Source organism: Paenibacillus catalpae (assembly GCF_900112695.1).
In the GTDB taxonomy this organism is placed as follows: domain Bacteria; phylum Bacillota; class Bacilli; order Paenibacillales; family Paenibacillaceae; genus Pristimantibacillus; species Pristimantibacillus catalpae.
In genome coordinates this window covers 394578-419527 of the sequence record NZ_FOMT01000006.1, presented here as the reverse complement: position 1 = coordinate 419527, position 24950 = coordinate 394578, and the positions used below count along the sequence as shown (strand labels likewise).

The following is a 24950-nucleotide window of genomic DNA, read 5'->3' as shown; positions in this document are numbered from 1 at the left end:
CATTTTCCCAAGACTGGCATACTTGTTTTGCCTTTGACAATCATCTTCCAGCCAAGCATAATGAAGTAAATAATATCGTAAATATTAAGACACCACATGACAGGCTGCTTTGATGATAGCCTGTCTTTATTGTGAAAGGCGGCGAAAACGTGTCAAATCTAGCACCAAAAAGGCTGTTCAGCAAACGACCCATTCTCGCATTCTCTCTGATTGTTCTGCTTAAGAGCTTTCTGACCTGGATGGTCGTCTTCGGCGGACCGAACTGGACAACCCTGCTTAAGGAGCTTCCATTTGCATTAATTGTGTTCTGCTTGATTGAATGGTTCGCAACCAAACGAAAGCTGGTCTATTATCTGAGCGCTAACCTTCTGATGACCGCTATCCTGTTCGCAGTATTAATGTACTACAAATATTATGGCGTTATTGTCACCTATGTAGCCCTGAATCAAGTCAATCAGGTTACAGCCGTCAGCAACAGCGTATTCTCTCTGATGGACCCTTATTATCTGCTTGTCTTCATTGATATTATCGTCATGGGTTATTATTTGATCCGCCGTCAGAAGGGGCAGTATTGGAAAGCGGCCAGCCAGAAGAAAGTCAGCCGGCGCGTGCTTGCGACCTTGTTTGGGATCTCGCTTGTCCTTTGCCTGTTCAATATCGTGCCGAACCGTGCCAGCATGAATGAAATTGTGAAAGCGGAGCAAATGGGCATTCTCAACTATGAAGCCTATACGATTTTTTCCAATAAAGATCAGGAGCTTGTGAATCCTTCCGAGATTACGCAAGCCACGATTGACGAGCTGAAACAGATTAACAAACCGGCTGCGCCCAAGCTGTGGAATGCCGCTTCCGGCAAAAACCTGATCATTATTCAAATGGAGTCGTTCCAGAACTTCCTTATTAATCTGAAGATAGACGGCCAGGAAATTACGCCAAACATGAACAAGCTGGCCAATGAAAGCTATTATTTCAATAATTTCTATCAAGGCGTTGGCCAGGGCAATACTTCCGATGCCGAGTTTATCGTCAATACTTCCTATTATATACCGCCAAACGGGGCGGCAACGCAGGTCTATCCGAAGAAGGAGCTCCCAAGCCTGCCAAGACTGATGCAAGAGCATGGCTATGATACCGCTACGTTCCATACGAATATCGTCGATTTCTGGAACCGCGGCGAGCTGTACAAGGCTCTTGGCTTCAACCGCTACTACGATAAGAAGTTCTTCGGCGAGGAGGATTCGGTCTTCTTCGCCGCCTCGGATGAGGTACTGTACGCCAAGACCGCAGCCGAGCTCGAGAAAATGGATCAAAGCGATAAGCCGTTCTATGCACAAGTCATTTCGATGACCGCCCATCATCCGTTTACGATACCGGAACGCAAATATAAGATGGGGCTTCCCGAGCGGTATGAGGATACCTTCGTTGGCGATTATGTCCGCGCCCAGAACTATGCCGATTATGCGCTTGGCCTGTTCATAGATGATCTGAAGCAGCGCGGGATCTGGGATAACAGCGTCGTTGTCTTGTACGGTGACCATCTTGGTCTGCCGATTTATTCGCTTGACCGCGATGACAAGGAATTGATGCAGGAGATTTATGGGCGTGAGTACGGCTCTGCTGATATGATCCACATCCCGCTTATCATTACCGCTCCCGGCATTACACAGCCGGAGGTATTGACCCAGCTCGGCGGCCAGGTCGATATTCTGCCTACGGTGGCGAACCTGCTTGGCTTCTCGCTCAATAAGCAGATTCACTTCGGTCAAGATATACTGAACAACACGACGGTGAACCTGCTGCCGCAGCGTTATTACCTGCCAACCGGCTCATTCGTCAGCAGCGAGGAGCTGTTCCTGTCCGGCAGCGGTTATGAGGACGGCACACATCTTCCCCTCCCGGGAGCAAGCGCCGTCTCCCTGGATTCGCAGGACCAATTCAACCGCGCGCTGGAGCTGCTGAAATTATCCGACAGCTATGTCAGCCAGCTTCCTAATTGGAAGTAGATTGCGGCAGGCCTGTCTTATAACAGAAAGAAGCCGAACCTTTTATGAATAAGGGTCGGCTTTTTTTCGTATACGTGGATTCATTTTTATTCCATATAGTTCCAATGATTTATTTTAGATAATTTTCCCTTCAATCTACTAATTTTCTCTAGTACTGGGACCTCTCATCTGGTAGTATCAGAAAGGATCTATTTACAAAATCATTACGTTAAGAGAGGAATATGAAATGAAAACCTTATCCCGTAGTCTTATTGTTTTTCTGGCAGCAGTTGTTCTGCTCGCCCTCCCGTTCCAGGCTTCCAAAGTAAGCGCTGCGTCCGCGGAAGAAGTACTCGACACTTACTACCCGATTGACATTGAAGAGCACTGGGCTTACGATGCGCTTGACAACTTCGTTAACGCTGACCTGCTCAAAGGCTCCCATGACTCTGACGGCAATACCCTGATTAAACCGGACTTATCTATTAGCCGTGCGGAATTCGTATCGATCCTGGTACGTGCGCTTGGCCTGACAACAGAAGAAACAGGTAAAACCTTTGCTGACGTTGAAGCTGGCAAATGGTACTCCGAGCCAATCCGGATCGCAAGCTCCCTTGGGATCGTAAACGGTCTGACCGAAACGAAGTTTGGCCCGAATGAATTGATCAAACGCGGCGAGATCGCAACGATTATCGTTCGCGCGTTCACTTCGACAGTCAAATTTGAAGGCGAAGCAAAAACCTTCACAGACGTACCTGAATACTTCGCTACGCCATTCATTGCACAAGCAAGCCAAGCCGGCATTGTACGTGGTGCTACCGCAACAACGTTCAAACCTTACGCTAACGCAACGCGTGCTGAAGCTGTTGTTATGATCCAGCGTGCGCTTGATCTGCAAAAAGGCAGCCTGCCTGAAGACGCTGCTCTTACAGCTCTGATTGATGAATACGAGACAAAAGAAGCAGAAGTAATTAACGCGCAAGAATTCGCCAAGCTTGGCGAAGTTCTGCCTAAGTATATGACTGGTTACGCTTTGGCCGAAACGATCTATGGTTATGAAGATTATTCGGCAATGGCCAAGGAAGGCTATAAGCTCACTTTGGAAAAGCTGACACCGCAAAAATATGAAATCGTGTCGAAAACAGACCGTTTTGCTGTTATTCACGCAACGGGCAGCACCTACAACGTAACTTTTGAAGGAGAAGGCGAGAAAGACACGCAAACCGTTCCAAGAGATGGTGTTTACCAGCTTAAGAAAATGGAAGACAACAGCTGGAAAATCTATCTTTTCTCCTCTGATGACGTTGAAGAACCATCTGGCGAAGAAGAAGTAGCCGCTGAATAAGGAAGATGAAGGCCTGCGGATATCCGCAGGCCTTCTTTTTATATGACATAGGAAGAATCCGGCTCGAACAAGCGGCTGATCTGTTCATAATCCTCGCGGGACAGCTTCCAGCGCGAGGCAGCCGCATTTTCCTGCACCTGGGCGGCCGTCTTGGCACCGGCGATAACCGTAGTAACCGCCTTGTTGTAGAGCAGCCAATTAATCGCGACTTGGCCAAGCGGCTTGCCGATGGACTTTGCAATTCCCTGAAGCAGCTCGACCTTCAGCACATTGCCTTCGAACTGGTCGCGTTTGTAGAGAGGATTGCCATAGGAACGGATATCATTATCCGGGAATTTGGTAAGCGCGTTGAACTTTCCGGTTAGAAGCCCTTGTGCCAATGGACTGTAGGGGATAAAGCCAAGCTGCTGCTTCTCGGAATATGGAAGCTCGGCATATTCGACCTGCCTTTGAAGAAGGTTGTACGGCGATTGAAGGGAGACAATAGGTGCAACGGACTGCGCCGCTACCAGCTGATGGACGGAGAAATTCGATACGCCGATGCTGCGGATTTTTCCTGCTTGAACCAGCTCATTCAAGGCCGAGAACGTCTCTTCCACCGGTACTGTTCCTTTCGAATCGGGCCAGTGAACCTGGTAAAGATCAATATAGTCGGTGTCCAGGCGGCGGAGACTGTCATTAACTTCTCGGATAATACTCTCGCCCGACAAGTCGATATCGATCTCATAACGGTCATCCCAGACTAGGCCGCATTTGGTGGCAATCAGCACTTTATCCCGCACAGCCTTCAGCGCTTGCCCCAGCACTCTCTCCGACTCCCCAAACCCGTAGACCGGAGCCGTATCGAAAAAGGTGATGCCCAGATCAACCGCCTTATCAATCGCGAGCCTGATCTCCTTCTCCTCTACATTTCCCCATCCGTTTCGTCCGGCGGCCCATGCCCCGAAACCAACAACCGATGGATACAGCCCGCTATTGCCAAGCCTTCTTGTCTCCATTCCTCCTGCCTCCTTTTATCATATAATACCCATGAAATTACTTGGAATTATTTCTCATTATACTCTCCTCTTCATTGCTTGACAATGAAAGATTGAATGCCTATGATGGGTCAAACTAGAGGAGAAGGAGCAATGAACATGGCACGCAAACGCGTCGATCACGTGGGGATAATGGTAAGAGATATGGAAGCGACGATCCGCTTCTACGAGGAATTTGTAGGTCTGACATTGAAAGGCCGCCTGACTCATACCAATGGCGTTATTGAACTGGCTTTTCTCGGATTTGGGGATTCTGACGAAACAGAGATCGAATTGATTCAGCATTATAACGGCGAGCTGCCTGTTGAAGGCCGCGTTCATCACTTCGCGATTTATGTGGATGATGTGGATGCGGAATTCGCGCGCCTGAAACAGACGAGCGTCACCTTCATCGACGAAGATATTACGACACTGCCAAACGGCTACCGTTACTTCTTCATCAGCGGACCGGAAGGCGAGCGAATCGAGTTCTTCCAGCGGTAATACATACCTATCAACCGAATGAAAAAGCCTCCAAATCCACCATGAGTGGAATTGGAGGCTTTTTTTGTTGCTCGTTTATTTTACTGCCTCAAGAACTTCAAGCACGTGTCCGTCTACGGATACGCTGCGCCATTCTCGTGCCAGCACGCCGTTCTCGTCAATCAGGAAAGTCGAGCGCTCGATTCCCATGAACGTTTCGCCGTTCCAGGTACGCTCTTTCCATACGCCAAACAGCTCGGATACGCCATGCTCTGTATCTGCGAGCAGCGGGAACGGAAGCTGGAAGTCCGAGATAAACGTATCGTGTGAAGCAAGATCATCCGGACTTATGCCGATTACTTCCGTATTGTACGACTTGAACTGCCCGTTGTAATCGCGGAAGTCGCAGGACTCCACCGTACAGCCCGGCGTATTATCCTTCGGATAGAAATAAATAACCAGCTTCTTGCCTTTGTAGTCAGACAGCGAAATATTGCCGCCCGTTGAAGCCGGCAGGGTAAAATCCGGTACAGCTTGTCCTACTTGCACTTGCGTCATGAATAAGCACCTCTCCTCTTATCAGTTATCCTTCATACGCCCAGTTTACCATGATTAGCCACAAATTCGTAGAAGAGCGGCTGCTCCATGACAAGCGCATGAATCTCTTCTTTGCCAAGCGGCAGCGAGTAAGCCAGGGTCAGCTTCATAAGAGCGGCTTCAACAGACATATTCTCGATAAAGACCGCGCCCGCTTCCAGCAGACGGATAGACGAGGCATACATGGCCTCGCTGCTGTCTTTAAGCGGACAGAGATACAGGTCAACGCCATGCTCCGCGCAATACTGCGCAAACTGCAGGAGGGAATGGGAATCCGCAGCGCTCGCATTCGCCGTTCCGGAGTGGAACAGGTCATGCAGCACCGCCTTTGGTTTATGCACGGAGAAATCATAATACGAATAGTTCAGTCCCGGAAAAGGACGGATATACAGCATGCCGGACTGGATGCCTTCGCCGTCTTCCAGCCATGGGCTGCTAACCGGCTGGCGCGTGCGGAGCTCCTCATGAGTTGGATTAAACGGATGGTCGTAACGCACCAATCTTCCTCCGGTCATGATGCCATAAGGCATGCTGTAAGGGCTGTCGAACTGGTCGGTGAACGACTCGCATTGCGTAATGCGGCTGCCAAGGTAAACAATCGTTTCTCCCTTGTCATTGAGGTATGTAACAAATACGCCCGGAGCCGCATCCTCCGAAATAAAGTCCACTGCTGCCGCAAAATTGCTCAGCCCGTTCGCCCGTTCGTCGCCAAGCGGATAATTGCTCGCTACAAGGACCAGAGGGATCGTCAGATCGCATAAAACAAAGCTGAGAAGCGCCGCCGAATAGGCAAGCGTATCCGAGCCATGCGTCACAATAATACCGTCGTACCTGGATTGATCAGCGGCTCTGATCGCCGCAATCAAGGTATTCCAGTCCGACGGCACAATATTTTCGCTCAATATATTCATCGGTTGAACCGTTTCAAGGTCCGCATCCCGCTTTAGCGGGCTCGCCATATAAGCATCAATCAAATGGTAAGAGCCGGCTTCATTCACCGAGATCGCGCCGTTATTATTCTTGCTGCCGATTGTTCCCCCGGTGAACATTACAAGTATTTGGCTCATCTGTACATCCCTCTCCGTTTCAGCAATTGGCATATGGTATGTATGTATGTATGTATGTATGTATTATTCATTCGTCCCCATATGCACCATAAATCATACTAAACCGGACTTGTTGCACGCAAGGTTAACGCACTTCGTTCCGCAGCGGTGACAAGCCATTCACGCGGCACTCGATCCTATCACCGCTCCGGATCACGGCCGCACCCGGCGTTCCGGTCAAGATCACATCACCCGGCAGAAGCGTCATTACTTGAGAGTGGAAGGCAATCAGATAGGCTGGCGGAAAAATCATATTCGCCAGCTTGCTCGCATGTGCCAGTCCGCCGTTATGCCAGGTCTCGACATGGAGCTCCGACAGCGCCCCTGCCTCATCCGGAGTGATAAGCTCTGAACCAAAGGTAAAGAACGTATCGAAACTCTTCGCTCTTGTCAAATACCGCATATGCCGCGCATGAATATCCGACGCTGTTGTATCAATGGCCGCTGCCATACCGGCGATCGCATCAGGCGCTGCTTCCTCCGTTACGTTCCGGCATGTCCGGCCGATAACAATAGCGAGCTCCGCTTCGGCGGTTACCCGCTGGGATTGCGGAGGCAGCACAATGGCTTCGCCGTTACCGATAATCGTTGTGTCCGGCTTCATAAAGCTGACCGGCTCCTCCTCCCGAAGGGCGGCAAGCTCATCGGCATCAGCCGTATAATTCATGCCGATTCCCCATATTTTGCGGGGATGGCGGTAGAGCGGCGCAAAGCCCGCTTCCGAGACCGGAATAACGGGCAGCTCATCAAGCTTTTCCCGGCCGCCGGCGTTATACCAGGCCGTTAGTTCCTCCAGCTGACCGTTTGTAATCAGTCCAAACACGTCCGTCCGCCAGCTCGCGCCTATGATGCGGTTCAGCTCCGCCAGCGTTACGTAACCTTCGGGCACGGCTATGCTGCCCTGCTCCACACCGTCATGTACAATGGTTGCCAGCTTCACCCTTTTGCCGCCTCCTTCTCGAACCGCTCCACCCAGCGCAGCAGCTTCAAATCCTGCTTCGTTCCAGCAATCAGGGATAACCCGATTGGCGCTCCGTCGACCTCACCCGCCGGAATCGTCACCTGAGGAAGTCCGGACAAACCGGCGATGCAAGACAGCTGCATCGTCCGGAACCGGCGTTCCTCATTAGCCGTACCGTTAATGGCACGGCTTGGTGCGGCACCCGGTATCGTCGGGATCACGAGCAGGCCGTCGTCGCCAAGCAGCTCATGCAGCCGATTACGGATGACGCGGCGCAATGCCCCATCCCTCTCGACCTCCTCATCGGTTATCGTACTTGCTGAAGCAAATCTCGCTCCAATGCTTTCGCCAAACACCGGCTTCTCCCGAACGATCCACTCGCTATGCGTCTGCCAGATCTCCCGTCCCTGCGTCGTCCGGAACGCATGGCTCCACACTTCCAGGCTTTCCGGCGCGATCGAGCGCCATTCCTGCTTAAGCCCTTCGGTCTGCAAGAGCTGTATACAGCTGCTTTCCAGACTGCCGCGGCAGGAAGCCTCCGCCTTCTCCCATGCTTCCTCGGCAAAGATCAGCCTGCGGAAGCCCCGGGGCGTCACGTCATCGGAGGCACCGGCTAACAAGACCTCGCCTACCTTGCTGAGCAAGGCGATATCCCGCGCCATCCAACCGATCGTATCATAAGCGGGGGCCAGCGGAATGACCCCGTCAATCGGCACAATGTTATGCGATGGGCGGAATCCATATATACCGCAGTAAGCGGCAGGTACCCGGACCGAACCTCCCGTATCCGTCCCGAGGGCAAAATCGACAGCCCCGGCTGCAACGGCAACCGCCGAGCCGCTGGACGAGCCGCCCGGTATCCGGTCGGGGGCTTTGGGATTAATCGGCGTGCCGTAATGATCGTTCTGACCGTTAATGCTATACATTAATTCATCGGTGTGAGTTATGCCGGTCAAGCGGGCTCCCGATGCCAGCAGCTTTCTTATAGAGGAGGCCGTCTTCTCCCAAGGCGAATGCGTACGCAGCCAATCCGGGTTGCCGGCCCCGCTTGTATACCCTTTTATCGCGAATACATCCTTCACTGCAAATGTCAGGCCGCTGAGCAGCCCCTCTCCAACCGGCGGCAGCTCAAGCTCCGGCTGCACAAACGCGTTGTACGTATCGATCATGGAATAATCCCTCCCTCTCTTGTCTTGGCCTACCAGCCGATAGCCGAACCGTCACAACGCGGATCCGATCCGCCGCTTAATAAACCGTCCTTGCTTATTGCAATAGCATGTGCATGCCCCATCACGCCATCATAGTCAGGAAGCCTCCGGACAAGATGTCCGGCAGCCGCCAGTTTATCCACTGCCTCATCGGCAATCCGTCCCTCCAGCTTCAGCTCCTGCGTTGGCGCTCCCCAAGTGCGGCCCCATACAAAGCGCGGCTCGCTGACGGCTTGCTGCGGGTTCATGCCGAAGTCAATCATCCGGGTCAGCATCAGCGTTTGGGTCTGCGGCTGCCCTTCCCCGCCTTGCGTACCGTATAGAAAGCTTGGCTTTCCGTTCAGGCAGGCCATCGCCGGCATAAGCGTATGGAAGGTCCTTTTCCGGGGTTCCAGCCGGTTAATATGATTAGGATCGAGCGAGAAGAAGGATCCGCGGTTTTGCAGCAGTACCCCCGTATCCCCCGCCACAACACCAGAGCCAAATTCGAAATACAAGCTTTGTATAAAAGAAACCGCATTGCCGTCCTTATCCACAACCGCCGCATAAGCCGTATCGCTCCCGACAGGCTGGCTGTTGATGTCCACGGCTGCATCACGATTAATTAATGCCGCCAGCTCTGCCGCATATTCCTTGCTCAGCAGCCGGTCAAGCGGAACAGCCGAGAAGGCCGGATCCGTCAAATACCGGTTGCGGTCACGGAAGCTCAGCTTCAGCGCTTCCGTCAATACATGATAATACTCGTAGGAGCCATGCTCCATCGCCGCGAGATCGAACTGCTCGAGAATCTGCAGCGCCATAATACCGGTGAACCCTTGCGAATTCGGCGGCGCCTGGTAAAGATCGTAACCCCGGTAGGAACCGCGGATCGGCTCCACCCACTCACCGCTATGTGCTGCGAAATCCTCCTCCGTCAGCAGACCGCCTTCTGCGTGCAGGAAGCGGACAATCTCAGCTGCCACTTCTCCAAGGTAGAAGCCATCCCTTCCCTCTTCCGCCAGCTTCCTTAAAGTAGCCGCTAGCTGCGGCTGGATAAACCGCTCTCCCGCCGGTACAATCTGTCCTCCCGGTATATAAATATCGGCCGTTGTCGGATACTCTCTAAGCATATCGGCATGCTGCCTGGTATGTTCATGTTGATCCGGTGACATCGGGAAGCCTTCCGCAGCGTACGTCATCGCTGGCTCCAGCACCTCCGCGAACGTTAAACGGCCGTACCGGTTCTGCACCGCATACCAGCCGTCCACCATGCCGGGTACGGTAATGGCGCTCCTCGGCCCTCTGGTCGGGATAGCCTCCACATCGGCAAAGACTTCTCTCGCAGCCCCGCTGCCAGACCGGCCGCTTGCATTATAAGCCCGCACCTCCCGGTCCGAAGCGTGATAGGAAAGGAAGAACGAATCGCCCCCAACCCCCGTCATATGCGGATAAACAACCGCCAGACAGGCGCTGATTGCGATCGCCGCATCAAACGCATTGCCACCCCGCTCCAAGACACGTGCACCCGCCGATGTTGCCAAATGATGCGGACTAACTACCATCGCTTTTGTTCCTGTTACCGGCTTCTCCATCCCCATGCCACCTCGTAAGTCAGGTTTACTAACATCATTTAATCTTCTATGTTAAAAATAACACGGCTCCCCTTACCCGGCAACGGATACGAAGGCCACTTCTGTAATTTTTGTTGATGATGAACAAAAATGGTTATATATTTATGCATATAGTAATGAATCTTTGTCTTTTACATACCTTTTGCATATACTCGTTCACCGAAAGGAGCTACACTAAAGATGCAGCATCGCACTTCCAATCCCATTGAAAACGTTCAGATCGATGAAATTGATCGTAAAATCATTTCTGCCCTGCATCAGAATGGCAGAATATCTTACACGGATCTAGCCAAAGATATCGGCTTATCCCGCGTTGCCACACAGGCACGCATCAATGCGCTGATGGAAGAAGGCGTCATTGAACGGTTTACCGCTGTTATTAATCCGGAAAAGATCGGCATTACGGTCAGCGCATTTTTCAACGTGGAGGTAGAACCGAAGTATCTCCACGAAGTCGCGGACCGCTTAGCCGATGAGCCGGTTGTCACCAGCCTGTATCATATGACAGGACCAAGCAAGCTGCATATGCACGGCTTGTTCACGAGCAATCAGGAGATGGAGGCCTTTATGCGGGAGAAGCTGTATCCGCTGCCCGGTATTATGGGGGTCGACTGCCAGGTGCTGATTAACCGATACAAAAGTCGGATGGGAATGAGGCTGTAACGATGGAAACAACAACGACCAAGCTGGAGCCGGGAGCTCCGCCGCCGCAGACCGGCCGGCCATCCGGCTTGAATGATTACGGGCAAATCGTATGGGCGATGCTCAAAACCGGTGTATTAGGCTATGGCGGCGGACCGTCCGTTATTCCGCTTATCCGCTATGAAGCGGTTACCCGGTATCATTGGATCGAAGACGATGAATTCGCCGAAATTCTCGCGCTTGCCAATGCCCTTCCGGGACCGATTGCAACAAAGATGGCTGCTTACCTCGGCTACCGCCGCAAAGGCTGGCTTGGCGCTGTCGTCTCCGTCCTCTCGCACATTCTGCCTTCGGCTATCGCGATGATCGCCCTGCTGTCGGCCGTGCAATATTTGAGCGGCTCAGCTGTCATTCAAGGGATGATCGCCGCCGTTATTCCGGTCATCGCCGTTATGCTTGGCGTTATGGCCTATGAATTTGCGAACCGCGCGGTCAAAGGGCTTGGCAAATGGATGGGGTTTGCCATGTTTGCCGTTGCCTTTCTCCTCCTGCAAATTATTAATATTCAGGATGCCATCGTCATTGTCTCCTTTCTTGCATATGGCGCTGTGCATTTCAAAGCAGCAGGCTGGGTCGCCAAGTGGAAAAACAAACGGCGCGTACGCTCTGAAGGAGGCGGAGAGTAATGGACTGGCTCGACCTCATCATCGGCTTCTTTGTCGCCAACGTGCTTGGTTACGGCGGCGGACCCGCCTCTATCCCGCTGATGTACAATCAGATCGTCACGCATTACGGCTGGACGAACGACGCCGAGTTTTCCAATATCCTTGCGCTGGGTAACGCTCTCCCCGGACCGATCGCAACGAAAATCGCCGCCTTCGTCGGCTACGACATATTCGGCTTGCCCGGTATGGTTCTTGCATTAGCAGCAACGGTTATACCTTCGGCCGTTGCCCTCATCTTCCTGCTGAAGCTGCTCCAGAAGCACCGCCAATCCCCGATTGTGAAAGGAATGACGCTGCTTGTACAGCCGGTTGTAGCAATCATGATGGTGCTGCTCACCTGGCAGATGGTGGATACGTCGATTCATTCCACCAACCTGTGGCAGACGCTTGGCATCGCTGCTGCTGCCTACTGGCTGATGGAACGGAAGAAAATTCATCCCGCCATCGTCATCTGCATCGCCTTTGTTTACGGCGGCACGGTGCTGGCGAATATCTAGCAGAATGGAGCTATCCCTGAAGTCAGCTGGATAAAATCCAACGTAGACAGCATCAAGGGACAGACAGGAAAGTGTAAGTTGGACAATCTCCAATGTACAGCTATCCCATACACTCGCCTGAGTTTCAAGGCAGCGCAGGCAAAGCTGGCCAGACGGCTGACTATTGCCGTACAAACTAACAAAAGCGGCTGTGCTTAAGTTACGCACAGCCGCTTTTTACATTTACATCCATTTCTTACTGCTCGTTGGAATGCGTTCGAACTTCACGTCCTGCCGGCACGTATTCGCCATCCTCTTTCATAAACGGCCAGTAATTCGCTTTGCCGAATACCCGCACCATGACCGGAATGAACAGCGGCAGCATAACAAGCGCATACAGGAACAATCCGCACAGCACGATGGTAGCAATCTGCAGCAGCGACATTACGCCCGAAGGAAGCATCGCCGCAAATGTACCGCCCAGTATAAGGGCCGCCGACATGATAACCGTGCCCATGTTTTTCATCGCCGCAAGAATCGCCTCCGTAGGAGACATCTCATCGCGGTACTCCTTGAAGCGGTCCATAAGGAAGATACTGTAGTCGATACCAAGCGCCACGAGCATCACGAAGCCAAAGAACGGAACCGCCCAGCTGATGCCGGTGTGGCCAAGCATTCGAACAAAGATTACTTCCGTAATCGCCATTGACGTATAGAACGTCACAAGAAGCGAAGCGATCATATACAGCGGCATAATAATGGAGCGGAACAGGATAATCAGAATAATCGAAATGCCGATGATCATGAGCATCACGGTGCGGGAATAATCCGCATTCGAAATATTGCTCAAATCATGATTCATACTGGTCACGCCTCCAACCGCATACGTGACGCGCCCGTCAAAAGCCGTGCCCTGCACGCCGCGCTCGACTGCCGCTTCCAGATCGTCAATCTGCGTCATCGTCTCTTCTTCATAGGGGTTGCCGTTGAAGACAACATCAAACTTCACCGATTTGCGGTCTTCGGACATATACACGTTCAGCGCCTGCTGAAACTCGTCATTGCCAATCGCATCATCCGGGATGAACCATCCGGTTATCTGTTTGTTTGGCGAAGAGGAAAGCTCATTCAGATATCCTTTTGCGGAAGACAAACCGTCCGTCACCTGCGCCAAGCCGTCGACGCTTTGATCAAGTCCGTCCGTCAGCTGACCCAGCTGGCTGTTCAGCTCGGCGAAGCCGGACTGCAGCTCCTTTTGTCCGCTGGAGAGCTGATCCAAACCTTGCGTTACACCGGGCAGCTTCGATACAATCTGGCCTTGGCCGTTAGCCGCCTGCTCAATCCCTTTTTGCAGATTGGCCATACCGTCTGCCAGCTTGGCAAGACCTGCCGCAAGAGCTGCTTGGCCGTGCGCCGCTTGCTTGTAGCCGGCGTTCGCCTGCTCCAGCCCTCCACTTACGCCCGTCAGCTGCATATTCAGCTGGGCCAGCTGTTCGCTGATGCCGGATGCATCCTGACCAAGCTGCTTCACCGAGCTTAACGCCTGCTGATAAGCCGCATCATCAGCGAGCTCCGGATGCGCTGCGGTAAGACCCGAGATGCCTTGCTCCAGGCTCAACAGACCGTCTGCAAGCTTCGCCTGTTCCGTTGCAACCGACTGATAAGCCTGCGCCAGCTGCGTTAAACCCGCTCCAGCCTGCCGATAACCTCCCAGCAGATCCCGGCTTGCCGCCGCAAGCTGATCCGCGCTTGCTTGGGCTTGCTTAAGCCCGGCTGTTAATTCCTTCGCTCCGGCAGAGCCGTCCTGCAGACCGCGCTCAATCTGCTTCAGACCCGTACCCAGCTGATCAATACCGCTCTTCAGCGCATTGGTGCCATCCACCAGCTTGCCTGCGCCGGCAGCCGCGTCATTCAGCTTTGGACCGTTCTTGCTCAGCTCGGAGCTGGCCTCGGATAATCCGGAGCCGATTTGGCCTAATCCGTCACCGCTTTGGCCAAGACCGTCCTCCAGCGTTCCCACCTGATCGGAGACGAGAAAATCATCCATCGCTTCGCCGGTTGGGCGCGTTGCGCTGCGGACGATTTTAACGCCGTCAACCTTGCCAAGCTCACGGCTGATCTGCTCAAGTGCCGCCAGGCCGTCCGATGTATCCATCGGTTCATCCGACTTCACAACAACCGTAGTCGGGAGCGATTCGCCGGGCCCAAAGCCGTCCGCGATAATGTTGAATGCTTTTACCGAATCGTATTTGTCGCCAATCTCGTCGAGCGAATTGAACGACAGCGAGCCTTTGTAAACGGTCAGGAAGGGTACGATCAGCACCGCCAAAATAACCAGCGCCCAAAGCGGACGTTTCAACGAGAAGCGGCCGACTGCCCCCCACAAGCCGCTTGGCTTATGTTCTAGCGAACCCTTTGAAGGCCAGAACAGCTTTGGACCAAGCACCGCCATGAAGAACGGCACAATCGTGAACAGCGCCAGCAGCAGTACCGCAATTCCGACGGCTACCGCGACTGCCGAACGGTACAGAATAAAGGTCGAGAACCCAATCGATGCGAAGCCGACCAGAACAGCAAGGCCCGAGAACAGGACCGTTCTGCCTGCTGTTTTGTAAGTAGCCACGATAGACTCCGGAATATTGCCGCCGCGGTGCGACAGCTCTTCCTTGAATCTGCTGATCAACAGAATACAATAGTCCGTACCGATCCCGAACAATACGGCAACGAGGAATATTTGCGTAAAATTGGACAACGGGAAATCCATATATTTGACCAGAAAAGCGACAACGGACTGCGTCACCATATAAGTAAAGCCTACCGTCAGAAGCGGTACGATTGGCGCCACCGCCGAACGGAACACAACGAACAGGATAATAAGGATAAAGCCTACTGTAATAAATTCGGTTTTCTTCAGCCCTTCCTGGGAACTCGTTACAACGTCCTCCGAGATAAGCCAGTTGCCTGTGTAATAATGCTCAATCTTTACGTCTTTGAGCGCGTCATACAAGTGACCGCGGACTTCAGCCAGCTCCGCTCCATCCAGATTCACGTTAACGAGCGCCAGCACAGTAGAGCCGTCCTGCGAGACCATCTGCTTTGCCAGCTCCGGAGTATCGAAATGCGTCGTCAGAGAAGTAATGCGCAGCTCACCCTTGTCTTCCTTCAGCTTGTTGATACCGCTTTGTACACTCGCCAGATCGTCATCCGATAAGCCGCCGTCCTTGTGAAACACCAGCACGGTGGAGGCGCCCCCGCCCCCGGAGTCCTTCGTGCCAATCTCCTTCACCATGTCTGAAGCGATAGTGGAGGAATAGCCGTCAGGCACGTTAACCTGCCCTTTCTCCCGGACAAGCTCCTGCATATTGGGTGCGCTCAGCATCAATCCAACCATTGCAGCAATCCAGACAACAAGAAGAATCCATCTTGCTTTGATTACCGTCTTCATTTTTTCTCTAACTCCTCTCCATCTCCCGGCGGTTGTGACATAACCATGGCCAGCTTCTCATAAGTCTCAATAAACGCGAGTGCTTCCTCCTCATCAAAATGCTGCAGGTACTTTGCAATCAACTCCTGGATTTTGCGTTCCACCGCATCAGCCATTCGTTCACCTTCTTCGGTCAGCCGAAGCAGCGTGACCCTGCGGTCCTTCTCGTCGGGAAGCCTCTCCAGCAGCTGCTTATCGAATAACCGCGTAATAATGGCGGTAATCGAGCTTTTGCCCACGCAGAACGTATCCGCAAGCTCCGTGGACGTGCATACCCCCACCGTCCGCAAATAACGCAGCGTTGAGGACTGATCAAACGTCAGCTCCTCCGGCATCAAATCGCGGAACATCGCAGCCAGCCTGCGTTCTACGGTGAAATGAGCCCCTTCATATCGCCGAATGATTTGCCCCAGCATTTCGTTGTCTATAACCATATCTGTATTCCTCTCGTTTTCCGAATCATTTAGTTTCACTGTAGAACTATTCAACAGTAGAACTATAGCAAATGGATAAACTGCCGGTCAACCAGAAAACAGGCAATAATTTGAAAATTTTATGAAAAAGCTGGGGCGATTGCTTGTCCTCGATAGCCCGACTTATAATATTGGTGTAACTTACCATTTCTTTCACAGGAGGTATGGATGATGTACGATATTATTATTATTGGTGCAGGACCAGCCGGCGCAAGCGCAGCCATCTTCACAGCCAAAGCAGGCAAGAAAACGCTGCTGTTCGAGAACAACAAAGGCATGACCAAACGCGCATGGTTTGAAAATTACTACGGCATTACCGAGATCGGCGGCCCCGATCTTGTCGATACAGGCAAAAAACAAGCCGTTCGGCTTGGCGCGGAACTGAGAGAAGAGACCGTTACCGGCGTTACCGCCGCTCAAGGCGGCCTGTCCGTCGCAACGGATCAAGGCACCTATGAGGCGAAGCATGTGCTGCTAGCGACAGGTGCTTTGGTCGATCTGGCGGAAAGCATCGGCGTGGCAACGAAGCCGGGTACGGAACCGCGCATCAAAACCGTGGTTGATGTAGACGCGGCCAGCCGCACGAATATCCCGGGCGTATGGGCGGCGGGTACGGTGGCAGGCGTCAGCGTGCACGCAGTTATTACTGCGGGCGACGGCGCCAAAGCGGCCATCAACATCATCAGCGAGCTGAACGGCGAGCGGTATGTCGATCACGACGTAATGAAAGCCTAATAAGCGCAGGATGCAAAAAAGGACGGAGCAGATTTCTGCTCCGTCCTTTTTGTGGCGCCTCTCCGCATCATTTTCCCGCCTTTTGATCCGGAATGGTCAATTCCCCTTTCATTTGCATACCTCTTCTATAAGCGGAATTTGACCATCGTTGGCTTATGGCGATTGTAAAAAATTAGAATCGTCTCGGAACTAAACTCCGGGCTCAGATACGCCGAAAGAAGGAGTAAGGAGCGGGAACCAAATACATTTCTAACATGGCCTCGCGAACTTGTCTAATATTTGGCTGGTACAGTTGGTAATAGAATTGACAACCATGCTAACGCAGCCTATCAACTTCATAAAGAACGAGGGATATGGAATGTTCACTAAGAGAAAAACCAGTCTAGCGCTTGTCAGCTCCGTTGTACTTGCCATACTGTTTCTGACCACCATCGGGGTGTTGGTATCCATTACAACGAATAATCAGAAGAATGCCTACTTCGAGGAAATGTCGCGCACGGTCAAAACGTTAGGTAATATTACGGACGCCAGAATCGACTTGGTGACTGACGCGAAAGCTCAGCTAGACAGCGGGAAAGCACAAGGCTCCACGGCCTTTTACAATTTATCCTTGTTTCTGGAGGCTATGAATTCCAACGATCAGATCTCAAATGCTTATATTCTGCTGCCAGATAAAAACGAGAAGGACGGAAAAGCCTATCTCACCACGCTGCAGGGTACCGGAGCACTTACGCAAGCCGGGATCACGCCGGGAACCCCTTATGAGCTCTCCCCTGAATTTGCGGAAGGCTACGATAAGGTGATGAAAGACGGTTTTGCCAAATTAGATACATACGAAGACCAAATGGGGACCTGGGTTACCTATCTGGTAGCGATACAAGATAATGCCAACCAAACGGTCGCTTTGTTTGGCGCCGACTTTGACTACGATAATGTGCAGGCTGAGCTCGACGAGAAAAGATGGGAAATAATAAACATAGGAATCATTTGCGATATCATCGCCATCATCCTTGTCGTACTGATCGTACGGTTTGCCGTAAAACCATTAAAGCGCCTCAGCCAAGTGGCCACTCTTGCCGCAAAAGGCGATTTGACCGTCACCGTTCCGGTCACGACAGGCAATGAGATTGGCCAGGCTTCCAACGCCTTTAACGAAATGATCACCAGCCTACGCCAACTGGCCACACAGATCCGCGACACTTCTAATGAGGTAGCCGGCTCATCGGCCATCATGCAGGAAAGCGCCGAACAAACCTCGCGTGCCACCGAGGAAGTTGCCCATGCGATTCAAGAGGTTGCCTCCGGAGCCGACACGCAGCTCCAGAGCTTCCAGGAATGCCAACGCGCCATGAACGAGATGACCGTCGGCATCCAGCGGATTGCCGAATCCTCCTCTTCCGTATCCGAGCTGGCAGCCGATGCCTCGGAGCTCGCGAATGCGGGGGATACGGTCATTAACCGGACGGTCAGCCAAATGCAGGTGATTGAGCAGAATGTCAATGAGACTGTAACCGTTATGCAAGAACTGCAGCAAATGAACAGCCAGATTGGTTCCATTCTTGAAATGATCGGTGAAGTATCCAAACAAACCAACCTGCTCGCCCTTAACGCTTCTATTGAAGCAGCACGGGCCGGCGAGCACGGCAAAGGCTTCGCCGTAGTCGCTCATGAGATTCGCAAGCTGGCTGAACGTTCGAAGGAGTCATCCGACCAGATCAATGAGATTTTAGGCGGCATCAGCAGCCGCACCGGCGAAGCGGTACTCTCGATGGAGAAGGCGGCCAAAGGTGCCCGTGAAGGCTCAACCGTCACCCATCAGGCGGGCGAATCCTTCCGTTCCATCCGCGAGGCTATCCGCCAGGTATCCGCGCAAATTCAGGAGGTCTCGGCCGCTTCCGAGCAAATGTCGGCAGGCAGCGAACAAATCGCAGCGTCGCTCGATCAACTGGAGCATATCGCCGAAGCCTCTTCCATCCAGTCCCAGCGGGTTGCTGCCGCATCCGAGGAACAGCTGGCTTCCATGCAGGAGGTCGCAAGCTCATCCGCGCAGCTGCGCAGCCTGGCTTCCGACCTGAACAAAGCGATCGATACCTTCAAGACCGAGTAAATAGAGCCTGACAAAAAAGCACCTCCAGTTAGCCAACAGGCTGCATGGAGGTGCTTTTTGTTAATCGGATAAAGGGGAGAACCCTTCCCCTGTATGCCCGGATCTATAATCAGGAAGCTGTTACAGTACTGCCCTGCTGCAGCTGATACATCGCATAATATTTGCCGCGATGCTCCATCAGCTGATCATGGTCGCCTTGCTCCACAATGCGGCCGCGGTCCAGTACCAGAATTTGATCCGCCTGGCGGATTGTCGATAAACGGTGTGCAATAACAAACGTCGTGCGGCCCTTCTTCAGCACATTAAGCGCTTCTTGAATAATGGCCTCTGTCTCTGTATCGATGCTTGCCGTTGCTTCATCTAATATAAGAATGGCAGGATCATAGGCAAGCGCCCGTGCAAAAGAGATCAATTGGCGTTGTCCGGCAGACAATGTACTGCCCTTCTCTATTACCTCGGCATCGATGCCTCCGGGCAGCTGCGAGAACATTTCATAAGCACCAACATCGCGGAGCGCCTGCTCGACCCTCTCCCGGCTGATCGCCGGATTGTCCAGGCTGATGTTTGAGGCAATCGTGCCGGTGAACAGGAACGGATCCTGCAGCACGATCCCCATGTGCTGGCGCAGATGCTGCTTCGGAATATCCAGCACATTCCGGCCATCGATGATAATGCTGCCTTCATTCGAATCATAGAACCGGAACAGCAGGTTCATAATGGAGCTTTTGCCCGAGCCCGTATGGCCAACCAGTGCAACCGTCTCCCCTTGGCGGGCGGAGAAGGAGATGTTTTTCAGCACATACTCATCCTTCTTGTAGGCAAAAGAAACATCCTCGAATTTCACTTCTCCCTTATAACGCTCCATTATGCCTTGCTTCACTTCAACTCCCGGCTGATCCATCAGCGTAAATACCCGCTCTGCAGATACCCTTGCTGTCTCGAGGTTCGACAGCTGGTTCACCACGCCAACAATCGGCTGGAACATCCGGTTCATCAGGTCGACGAACGCATACAGCACGCCAACCCCGATCGCTGCTCCAAACCAGTCTCCCCAGAAGAACCAGATGACAACGAGGAAGATTATGTTCCTTACCACGTTGACCAGGTTATGCGACGTAATCGAGTTGAGGCTCAGCAGCTTGTTCTGATACGTAAAATAATGCTCGTTCAGCTCGTCGAATTCCTTGAACGTCTCTTTCTGACGGCGGAACGCCTGAATAATCGCCATCCCTTGAATGGATTCGTTAATCATCGCATTAATCTCGCTCAGCTTCGCCCGGATAATGCGGTTGTAACGGGCGGCGAAGCGCCGGTACAGACTAATCCAGATGAGCAGAATCGGCACCAGCGGCAGCGCGAACAGCGCAAGCCGTGGATCCAGCAGGAACAGTGCTCCGTAAATCGCCGTCATGTAGACGATAGCGGAGAAGAAGTTCGCCAGAACCGCAACATACAGCTCGCGGATCGCCTCCGTATCATTCGTAATCCGGGAGACGACTTGCCCGGCAGCTAATGTATCGAAGTAGTTCACCGGAAGCCGCTGCGTATGAGCGAATACATCATTCCGCATCTTCCGGACAATCCGGTTCGCGGATGTCTGAAGCAGAAGACGCTGCCCATAAGTGAACACGGCACCCAGCAGAAGCAGTCCGACATACAAGCCGGCCATTGTCATTAAGCTTGGAATTTCCGGCTTATAGAATTGATACAGATCCTTGGCCGAGACCAACGCTACCGGGAATGATGCTGTCTCTCCGGTTGTTTTGTCTGTAACGGTCATTTGATTATCCGTTACCTTGCGCACGCCTTCCACCGCAGGAAGGGCGCCTTCATGCCAATAAAATTTTCTGCCGGCCTGGAGCAGATGCACTTCCGCGCCTTTTGCCTCGCCGGCTGCGAAGTGGTCTTCGCGTTTATACCATTTATCTTTATAAGAGACCGCGTACCGTTCATCCCCTGCCGTCTCGTACCAGCTCTTCTCGATGCCGAGAATATTCTGATCAATCATCCGCTTCGCAATAAACGGCCCTGCAAGCTCCGCGCATACGGCCAGCAGGAGCAGGATAAGCGCTCCGATGATCGGTTTTTTATAAAGCATGGCGTATTGAAACAATCGTTTACCTGTTTGACCCATTGTTCGTAAACGCCTCTCTTTCCTATGATTCAATAAGCGACTCCAGCTGCTGCCGCTCATATTGCTCTCTGTACCAGCCGTCCTGCTTCACCAGATGATCATGCGTGCCCTGCTGAACAATTCGCCCTTCATCCAGCACCACGATATGATCGGCATGCTGTACCGCAGACAGCCGGTGTGTCGTAATCAATGTTGTTTTGCCGGCGCGCTCCGTCCGAATGCCCTCGATAATCTCGGCTTCCGTCCGTCCGTCAACCGCGGACAACGCATCATCCAGCATGAGTATTTCGGGATCGGCAATCAGCGCTCGCGCTATGCTGACCCGCTGTTTCTGGCCGCCGGAGAGGGCAACCCCCTTCTCGCCAACCATCGTTTCGAGTCCGTCCGGCAGGAATTGAATATCCTTGGCGAAGGATGCCCTTGCAAGCGCACGCTGCAGGTCGTCCTCGGTCGCCTCGCCTTTCTTGCCGAACATGATATTCTCCCGGATCGTCTTCGAGAACAGAATCGGCTGCTGCGGCACGTAACCGATCCAGCCCAGAAGCCGTTCCATCGGCAGCTTCTCAAGCGGCTGACCGGTGATGGCGATCTCGCCTTTTCCTACCGGGTATTCCCGCAGCAGCTGCTTCAGCAGCGTAGTCTTGCCGCTGCCCGTACGGCCGACAATGCCAAGCGTCTGGCCTTGGCGAAGACGGATCGTAACCTCGCTCAAATTATCGACAACCGAAGACGGATAACGGAACGTTACGTCTTCGAACGCAATGGTTGCCGGGGTGGTTACATCAATCGTATTTTCCGCATCTTCCACATCCGGCTTATAACCAAGCGTTTCATCCACCCGGTCCAGCGAAGCATTACCCCGCTGCATAATGTTGATCAACTCGCCGATTGCGAACATCGGCCAGATCAGCATCCCGAGATACACGTTGAAGGAGACCAGCTCGCCAAGCGTAATCTCGCTGTGGAACACCAGATAACCGCCGTAGCATAAGCCGATCAGATAGCTCAGACCAACCAGAATCTTGATGGTCGGCTCGAAGAGCGCATCAATCTTGGCAACAGCAATATTTTTCTGAAATACTTCATCCGTCTTTTTCTTGAACTGTTCCTGGTTTGCTTCCTCCTGCACGAAAGCACGAATAACCCGTACCCCCGATACCGATTCCAGCACCTGGTCATTCAACTCGCCAAACGCATCCTGCGACTGCATGAAGCGCTCATGGATCTTCCCGCCAAAATGCTTCATCGCAAGAGCGATGAACGGCAACGGAAGCAGCGCGGCCAGCGTCAGCTTCACGCTGATCATAACCGCCATAATGCCGAGAATCGTCAGCATGAAGAAGGTCGAGTCAATCAGCGTCAGAATGCCGAACCCGGCTGTTGTCGCAACCGCGTTCAGATCATTCGTAGAGCGGGCCATCAAATCACCCGTCCGGTTCCGCTCGTAGAAGGTTGGCGTCATCTTCAGGAAGTGACGCATAAGACGCGACCGGAGCAGCCGCTCCAATACGAAGGCACCGCCAAATAATTTATAATGCCACACATAAGTTATCGCGTAGCCGACGATTGTTACCGCGATCCAGCCGGCTACCACCTGCATAAACCCGGTCTCATCCAGCGTTCCCTGATGAATGCCGTCAATCGTGTGGCCAATCAGCCACGGCGGAATAACATCCAGAAAGCCCGTGATGATCAGCAGAACGCAGGCAATCGTATATCTTTTCCAATTCATCGCAAAAAACCATCGAAGCTTCTTAAGTACAATAAACATAGCTCTAGCTAGACACCTCCCGTTTCCATCCAAGCATCGTTAGTCCCAATAAGCAAAAAAAGAAGCGCACCGTAAATGTACGATACGCTTCCTTCGGATAACAAGCGGGCACAGGAAGGCCCGCTGCAATCAAAAAAGGCGCACGGTTACGGTGTACGTAACCATGCGCCTTTGATTTAATGGGATACCCCTAATCATCAAAGAGATTCGACGCGCGGATGGATTACGTTCATAAAATTAGTATGCACATGGTTAAATCCTACATGTTGATAAACGCCTACAATTGGGTTCATGCCGTAATCCTCCTTTCGAAATGTGAAATATATTTGTCACTTTACCATCAGATGAAAAAACTGTCAATCCGTAATTTTGTTAATCTTCGCCTATTTTCACATAACCCAGGCTTCCGCCTGCTGCTCCGCGAGCAGCAGCTGCTCGCGAACCTTAACCACTTCGCCGACAATAATAAGCGCCGGGTTGACCACCTTGAAGGAAATCGCCAGCTTATGAATATCCGCAAGCGTTCCCGTAATGACACGCTGCCGGCTTGTTGTGCCCTGCTCGATAATGGCAACCGGCGTAGATGCCACCTTGCCATGCTTCAGCAGCTCCCCGCGAATGACCGCAAGCTGACTGACGCCCATATAAATCGCCAGCGTGTCGACGCTGTGCGCAAGCAAATCCCAGCGTACCGGCTCCTGATCGCCGTGGCAGCGGTTGCCGGTCACACAGGCGAAGGATGCTGCCTTCCCGCGGTGTGTCAGCGGAATGGCCGCCGACGCAGCTGCGCCAATCGCCGATGTTATGCCCGGCACAATCTCCCACTCAATGCCGTGCTCCGCCAGCTCCAGCGCTTCCTCACCACCTCGCCCGAAGACGAAGGGATCGCCCCCTTTCAGGCGGACGACCGTCTTCCCTTGCCGCGCGTAGGCGACAAGCGCCGCATTGATTTTCTCCTGCGGCATCGCATGCGCGTTTGGCGCCTTGCCGCAGTAGACAAGCTCCGCGCCAGGCCTTGCATAGGCGAGCAGCTCCTCATTCACTAGGCGGTCGTACAAGATGACATCCGCCAGCCCGATGCGCCGCATCGCCTTCACCGAGATCAGCTCCGGATCTCCAGGACCCGCCCCAACAATATACACCTTGCCTGCCGCCGCCCGCATTACAGGCCGCTCTTCTCGGCAGCAAGCGCCGGTGTTGTTGGCAAGCCCGCTTGCAAAGCCGGGCTCTCGGAATCTTTTTTCTTGTTATGCGACCAGTAGAACATAAAGCCAGTAAACAGCGCGCCGCCTACAAAGTTACCAAGCAGCACCGGAATCTGATTCCACAACCACCAGTCGGCGACGGTGACATCCGCACCAAGCATCATGCCTGCCGGAATGACGAACATGTTTACGACCGCATGCTCGAAGCCTTGCTCGAAGAACATCAGAATGGGCAGCCACATCGCTACGATTTTGCCTAAAGTGGATTTCGAGGTCATCGCCATGACAACGCCCAGCGTAACCATCCAGTTGCACAGAATTGCCTTGATGAATACCAGAATAATGCCGTTAAATCCCAATTTATGATAGCCCAGCGTCTTTGTCTCACTCACTTGAATGAGCATTTGGGCTAGCGGATTGGTCATTTCCGTTCCCATCTTCGTAACCGCCATGCCGTATAAAGCCGCATACACCGCGCAGCCGATCAGATGACCAATAATGACCAGCCCATAGTTCGCCAGCATGCGGGAAACGCTTGTTTTCCGTTCAAATACCGATAGAGGAATGAGAGCGAAGCTGCCGGTCACAAGCTCAAGCCCCAGAAGGACAATGATGACGAAGCCGATTGGAAAAACAACCGCTCCGGCAAGTGGAATTGCCGTCTGAGTTGTAGCCGTATAGGCAAGCGTAGTTGCAAAAGCCAATATCCCGCCGCCAAGAAATCCCCTGAGCAGCATTTGCGTAGCGTTCATCTCTGCCTTGGCCGTGCCCGCTTCCACCATTGATTCCAGTACTTCAGCCGGTTTCACATAGTCCATCTTCCATTCCTCCTAAAAAGAATAATCACCCAATCGGCCACTATGTGCCGATCGGGATGATTCTTGCTTCGT

General features: G+C 52.8%; 20 protein-coding genes. 8 read left to right on the top strand and 12 right to left on the bottom strand.

From position 1 onward, the window contains the following. Nucleotides 1–149: 149 nt before the first annotated feature. Both BM200_RS26475 and BM200_RS26470 read left to right on the top strand, forming a co-directional pair. Entirely contained in the window at nt 150–2003 is a 1854-nt protein-coding gene (locus BM200_RS26475) for an LTA synthase family protein (RefSeq protein ID WP_091189831.1), read from the top strand. A gap of 226 nt (nt 2004–2229) precedes the next feature. After that, nucleotides 2230–3327: an S-layer homology domain-containing protein gene (locus BM200_RS26470; protein ID WP_091189830.1), complete on the top strand. Its 1098-nt coding sequence runs from the start codon at nt 2230–2232 to the stop codon at nt 3325–3327. Nucleotides 3328–3365: 38 nt separating this feature from the next. Here the strand turns inward: BM200_RS26470 and BM200_RS26465 are convergent, their stop codons facing one another. Then, nucleotides 3366–4325 (bottom strand): aldo/keto reductase, encoded by a 960-nt coding sequence (locus BM200_RS26465; protein ID WP_091189829.1) that lies wholly within the window; start codon nt 4323–4325, stop codon nt 3366–3368. Between the two features lie 138 nt (nt 4326–4463). Between BM200_RS26465 and BM200_RS26460 the strand changes: the two genes are divergently transcribed. Further along, nucleotides 4464–4847 carry a VOC family protein gene (locus tag BM200_RS26460; protein WP_175533037.1) on the top strand — a complete coding sequence of 128 codons (384 nt, stop codon included), beginning with the start codon at nt 4464–4466 and terminating at the stop codon, nt 4845–4847. A 75-nt stretch (nt 4848–4922) separates the two neighbouring features. On the opposite strand, the gene bcp is transcribed toward BM200_RS26460, so the two are convergent. The 5 genes from bcp to ggt form a co-directional block, all read right to left on the bottom strand. Further along, nucleotides 4923–5384 carry a thioredoxin-dependent thiol peroxidase gene (gene bcp, locus BM200_RS26455; RefSeq protein ID WP_091189826.1) on the bottom strand — a complete coding sequence of 154 codons (462 nt, stop codon included), beginning with the start codon at nt 5382–5384 and terminating at the stop codon, nt 4923–4925. 32 nt (nt 5385–5416) lie between these two features. Continuing rightward, entirely contained in the window at nt 5417–6490 is a 1074-nt protein-coding gene (locus BM200_RS26450; RefSeq protein WP_175533036.1) for an asparaginase, read from the bottom strand. Between the two features lie 124 nt (nt 6491–6614). Next, the gene (locus tag BM200_RS26445; protein WP_091189823.1) at nt 6615–7469 is read right to left on the bottom strand and encodes a fumarylacetoacetate hydrolase family protein; all 855 of its coding nucleotides are present in this window, start codon (nt 7467–7469) and stop codon (nt 6615–6617) included. Then, nucleotides 7466–8659, bottom strand: coding sequence for an amidase (locus BM200_RS26440; protein ID WP_091189820.1), 1194 nt, complete (start codon nt 8657–8659; stop codon nt 7466–7468). The genes BM200_RS26445 and BM200_RS26440 overlap by 4 nt, the downstream gene beginning before the upstream one ends. Nucleotides 8660–8688: 29 nt before the next feature. Further along, nucleotides 8689–10269 carry a gamma-glutamyltransferase gene (ggt, locus tag BM200_RS26435; protein WP_091189819.1) on the bottom strand — a complete coding sequence of 527 codons (1581 nt, stop codon included), beginning with the start codon at nt 10267–10269 and terminating at the stop codon, nt 8689–8691. 219 nt (nt 10270–10488) lie between these two features. On the opposite strand from ggt, the gene chrS reads away from it, so the two are divergent. From chrS to chrA, 3 genes are all read left to right on the top strand, one after another. Further along, nucleotides 10489–10971: a chromate efflux transcriptional regulator ChrS gene (gene chrS, locus BM200_RS26430; protein ID WP_091189817.1), complete on the top strand. Its 483-nt coding sequence runs from the start codon at nt 10489–10491 to the stop codon at nt 10969–10971. Nucleotides 10972–11069: 98 nt separating this feature from the next. Further along, on the top strand, nt 11070–11636 hold the full coding sequence (chrB, locus tag BM200_RS26425; RefSeq protein WP_091190134.1) for a chromate efflux transporter ChrB: 567 nt from the start codon (nt 11070–11072) through the stop codon (nt 11634–11636). Continuing rightward, nucleotides 11636–12172, top strand: coding sequence for a chromate efflux transporter ChrA (gene chrA, locus BM200_RS26420; protein ID WP_091189816.1), 537 nt, complete (start codon nt 11636–11638; stop codon nt 12170–12172). Before chrB ends, chrA begins: the two co-directional genes overlap by 1 nt. Before the next feature lie 235 nt (nt 12173–12407). On the opposite strand, the gene BM200_RS26415 is transcribed toward chrA, so the two are convergent. Both BM200_RS26415 and BM200_RS26410 read right to left on the bottom strand, forming a co-directional pair. Then, nucleotides 12408–15596, bottom strand: coding sequence for an MMPL family transporter (locus BM200_RS26415; RefSeq protein WP_091189814.1), 3189 nt, complete (start codon nt 15594–15596; stop codon nt 12408–12410). Beyond that, the gene (locus BM200_RS26410; protein ID WP_175533035.1) at nt 15593–16069 is read right to left on the bottom strand and encodes a MarR family winged helix-turn-helix transcriptional regulator; all 477 of its coding nucleotides are present in this window, start codon (nt 16067–16069) and stop codon (nt 15593–15595) included. Before BM200_RS26410 ends, BM200_RS26415 begins: the two co-directional genes overlap by 4 nt. A gap of 210 nt (nt 16070–16279) precedes the next feature. Between BM200_RS26410 and BM200_RS26405 the strand changes: the two genes are divergently transcribed. Both BM200_RS26405 and BM200_RS26400 read left to right on the top strand, forming a co-directional pair. Next, nucleotides 16280–16843, top strand: coding sequence for an FAD-dependent oxidoreductase (locus BM200_RS26405; protein WP_091189812.1), 564 nt, complete (start codon nt 16280–16282; stop codon nt 16841–16843). A gap of 358 nt (nt 16844–17201) precedes the next feature. Continuing rightward, complete coding sequence (locus BM200_RS26400; protein ID WP_175533034.1) at nt 17202–18950, top strand: methyl-accepting chemotaxis protein; 1749 nt, start codon at nt 17202–17204, stop codon at nt 18948–18950. A 109-nt stretch (nt 18951–19059) separates the two neighbouring features. On the opposite strand, the gene BM200_RS26395 is transcribed toward BM200_RS26400, so the two are convergent. The 4 genes from BM200_RS26395 to BM200_RS26380 form a co-directional block, all read right to left on the bottom strand. Beyond that, nucleotides 19060–21084 (bottom strand): ABC transporter ATP-binding protein, encoded by a 2025-nt coding sequence (locus BM200_RS26395; RefSeq protein ID WP_091189807.1) that lies wholly within the window; start codon nt 21082–21084, stop codon nt 19060–19062. Nucleotides 21085–21106: 22 nt separating this feature from the next. Further along, a complete protein-coding gene (locus BM200_RS26390; protein WP_091189805.1) occupies nt 21107–22855 on the bottom strand; it encodes an ABC transporter ATP-binding protein in 1749 nt (582 codons plus the stop codon). A 389-nt stretch (nt 22856–23244) separates the two neighbouring features. Beyond that, the gene (cobA, locus tag BM200_RS26385; protein ID WP_091189803.1) at nt 23245–24018 is read right to left on the bottom strand and encodes a uroporphyrinogen-III C-methyltransferase; all 774 of its coding nucleotides are present in this window, start codon (nt 24016–24018) and stop codon (nt 23245–23247) included. After that, nucleotides 24018–24878 carry a formate/nitrite transporter family protein gene (locus tag BM200_RS26380; RefSeq protein ID WP_091189801.1) on the bottom strand — a complete coding sequence of 287 codons (861 nt, stop codon included), beginning with the start codon at nt 24876–24878 and terminating at the stop codon, nt 24018–24020. Before BM200_RS26380 ends, cobA begins: the two co-directional genes overlap by 1 nt. Nucleotides 24879–24950 lie beyond the last annotated feature (72 nt).

Coding starts and splice junctions, on each gene's coding strand:
- BM200_RS26440 (WP_091189820.1), bottom strand. CDS start 8,659: ATGATCGATACGTACAACGCGTTTGTGCAGCCGGAGCTTGAGCTGCCG.
- chrA (WP_091189816.1), top strand. CDS start 11,636: ATGGACTGGCTCGACCTCATCATCGGCTTCTTTGTCGCCAACGTGCTT.
- chrB (WP_091190134.1), top strand. CDS start 11,070: ATGCTCAAAACCGGTGTATTAGGCTATGGCGGCGGACCGTCCGTTATT.
- bcp (WP_091189826.1), bottom strand. CDS start 5,384: ATGACGCAAGTGCAAGTAGGACAAGCTGTACCGGATTTTACCCTGCCG.
- BM200_RS26460 (WP_175533037.1), top strand. CDS start 4,464: ATGGCACGCAAACGCGTCGATCACGTGGGGATAATGGTAAGAGATATG.
- BM200_RS26395 (WP_091189807.1), bottom strand. CDS start 21,084: ATGGGTCAAACAGGTAAACGATTGTTTCAATACGCCATGCTTTATAAA.
- cobA (WP_091189803.1), bottom strand. CDS start 24,018: ATGCGGGCGGCGGCAGGCAAGGTGTATATTGTTGGGGCGGGTCCTGGA.
- BM200_RS26465 (WP_091189829.1), bottom strand. CDS start 4,325: ATGGAGACAAGAAGGCTTGGCAATAGCGGGCTGTATCCATCGGTTGTT.
- BM200_RS26405 (WP_091189812.1), top strand. CDS start 16,280: ATGTACGATATTATTATTATTGGTGCAGGACCAGCCGGCGCAAGCGCA.
- BM200_RS26390 (WP_091189805.1), bottom strand. CDS start 22,855: ATGTTTATTGTACTTAAGAAGCTTCGATGGTTTTTTGCGATGAATTGG.
- BM200_RS26470 (WP_091189830.1), top strand. CDS start 2,230: ATGAAAACCTTATCCCGTAGTCTTATTGTTTTTCTGGCAGCAGTTGTT.
- BM200_RS26450 (WP_175533036.1), bottom strand. CDS start 6,490: ATGAGCCAAATACTTGTAATGTTCACCGGGGGAACAATCGGCAGCAAG.
- BM200_RS26415 (WP_091189814.1), bottom strand. CDS start 15,596: ATGAAGACGGTAATCAAAGCAAGATGGATTCTTCTTGTTGTCTGGATT.
- BM200_RS26380 (WP_091189801.1), bottom strand. CDS start 24,878: ATGGACTATGTGAAACCGGCTGAAGTACTGGAATCAATGGTGGAAGCG.
- ggt (WP_091189819.1), bottom strand. CDS start 10,269: ATGGAGAAGCCGGTAACAGGAACAAAAGCGATGGTAGTTAGTCCGCAT.
- BM200_RS26400 (WP_175533034.1), top strand. CDS start 17,202: ATGTTCACTAAGAGAAAAACCAGTCTAGCGCTTGTCAGCTCCGTTGTA.
- BM200_RS26410 (WP_175533035.1), bottom strand. CDS start 16,069: ATGGTTATAGACAACGAAATGCTGGGGCAAATCATTCGGCGATATGAA.
- chrS (WP_091189817.1), top strand. CDS start 10,489: ATGCAGCATCGCACTTCCAATCCCATTGAAAACGTTCAGATCGATGAA.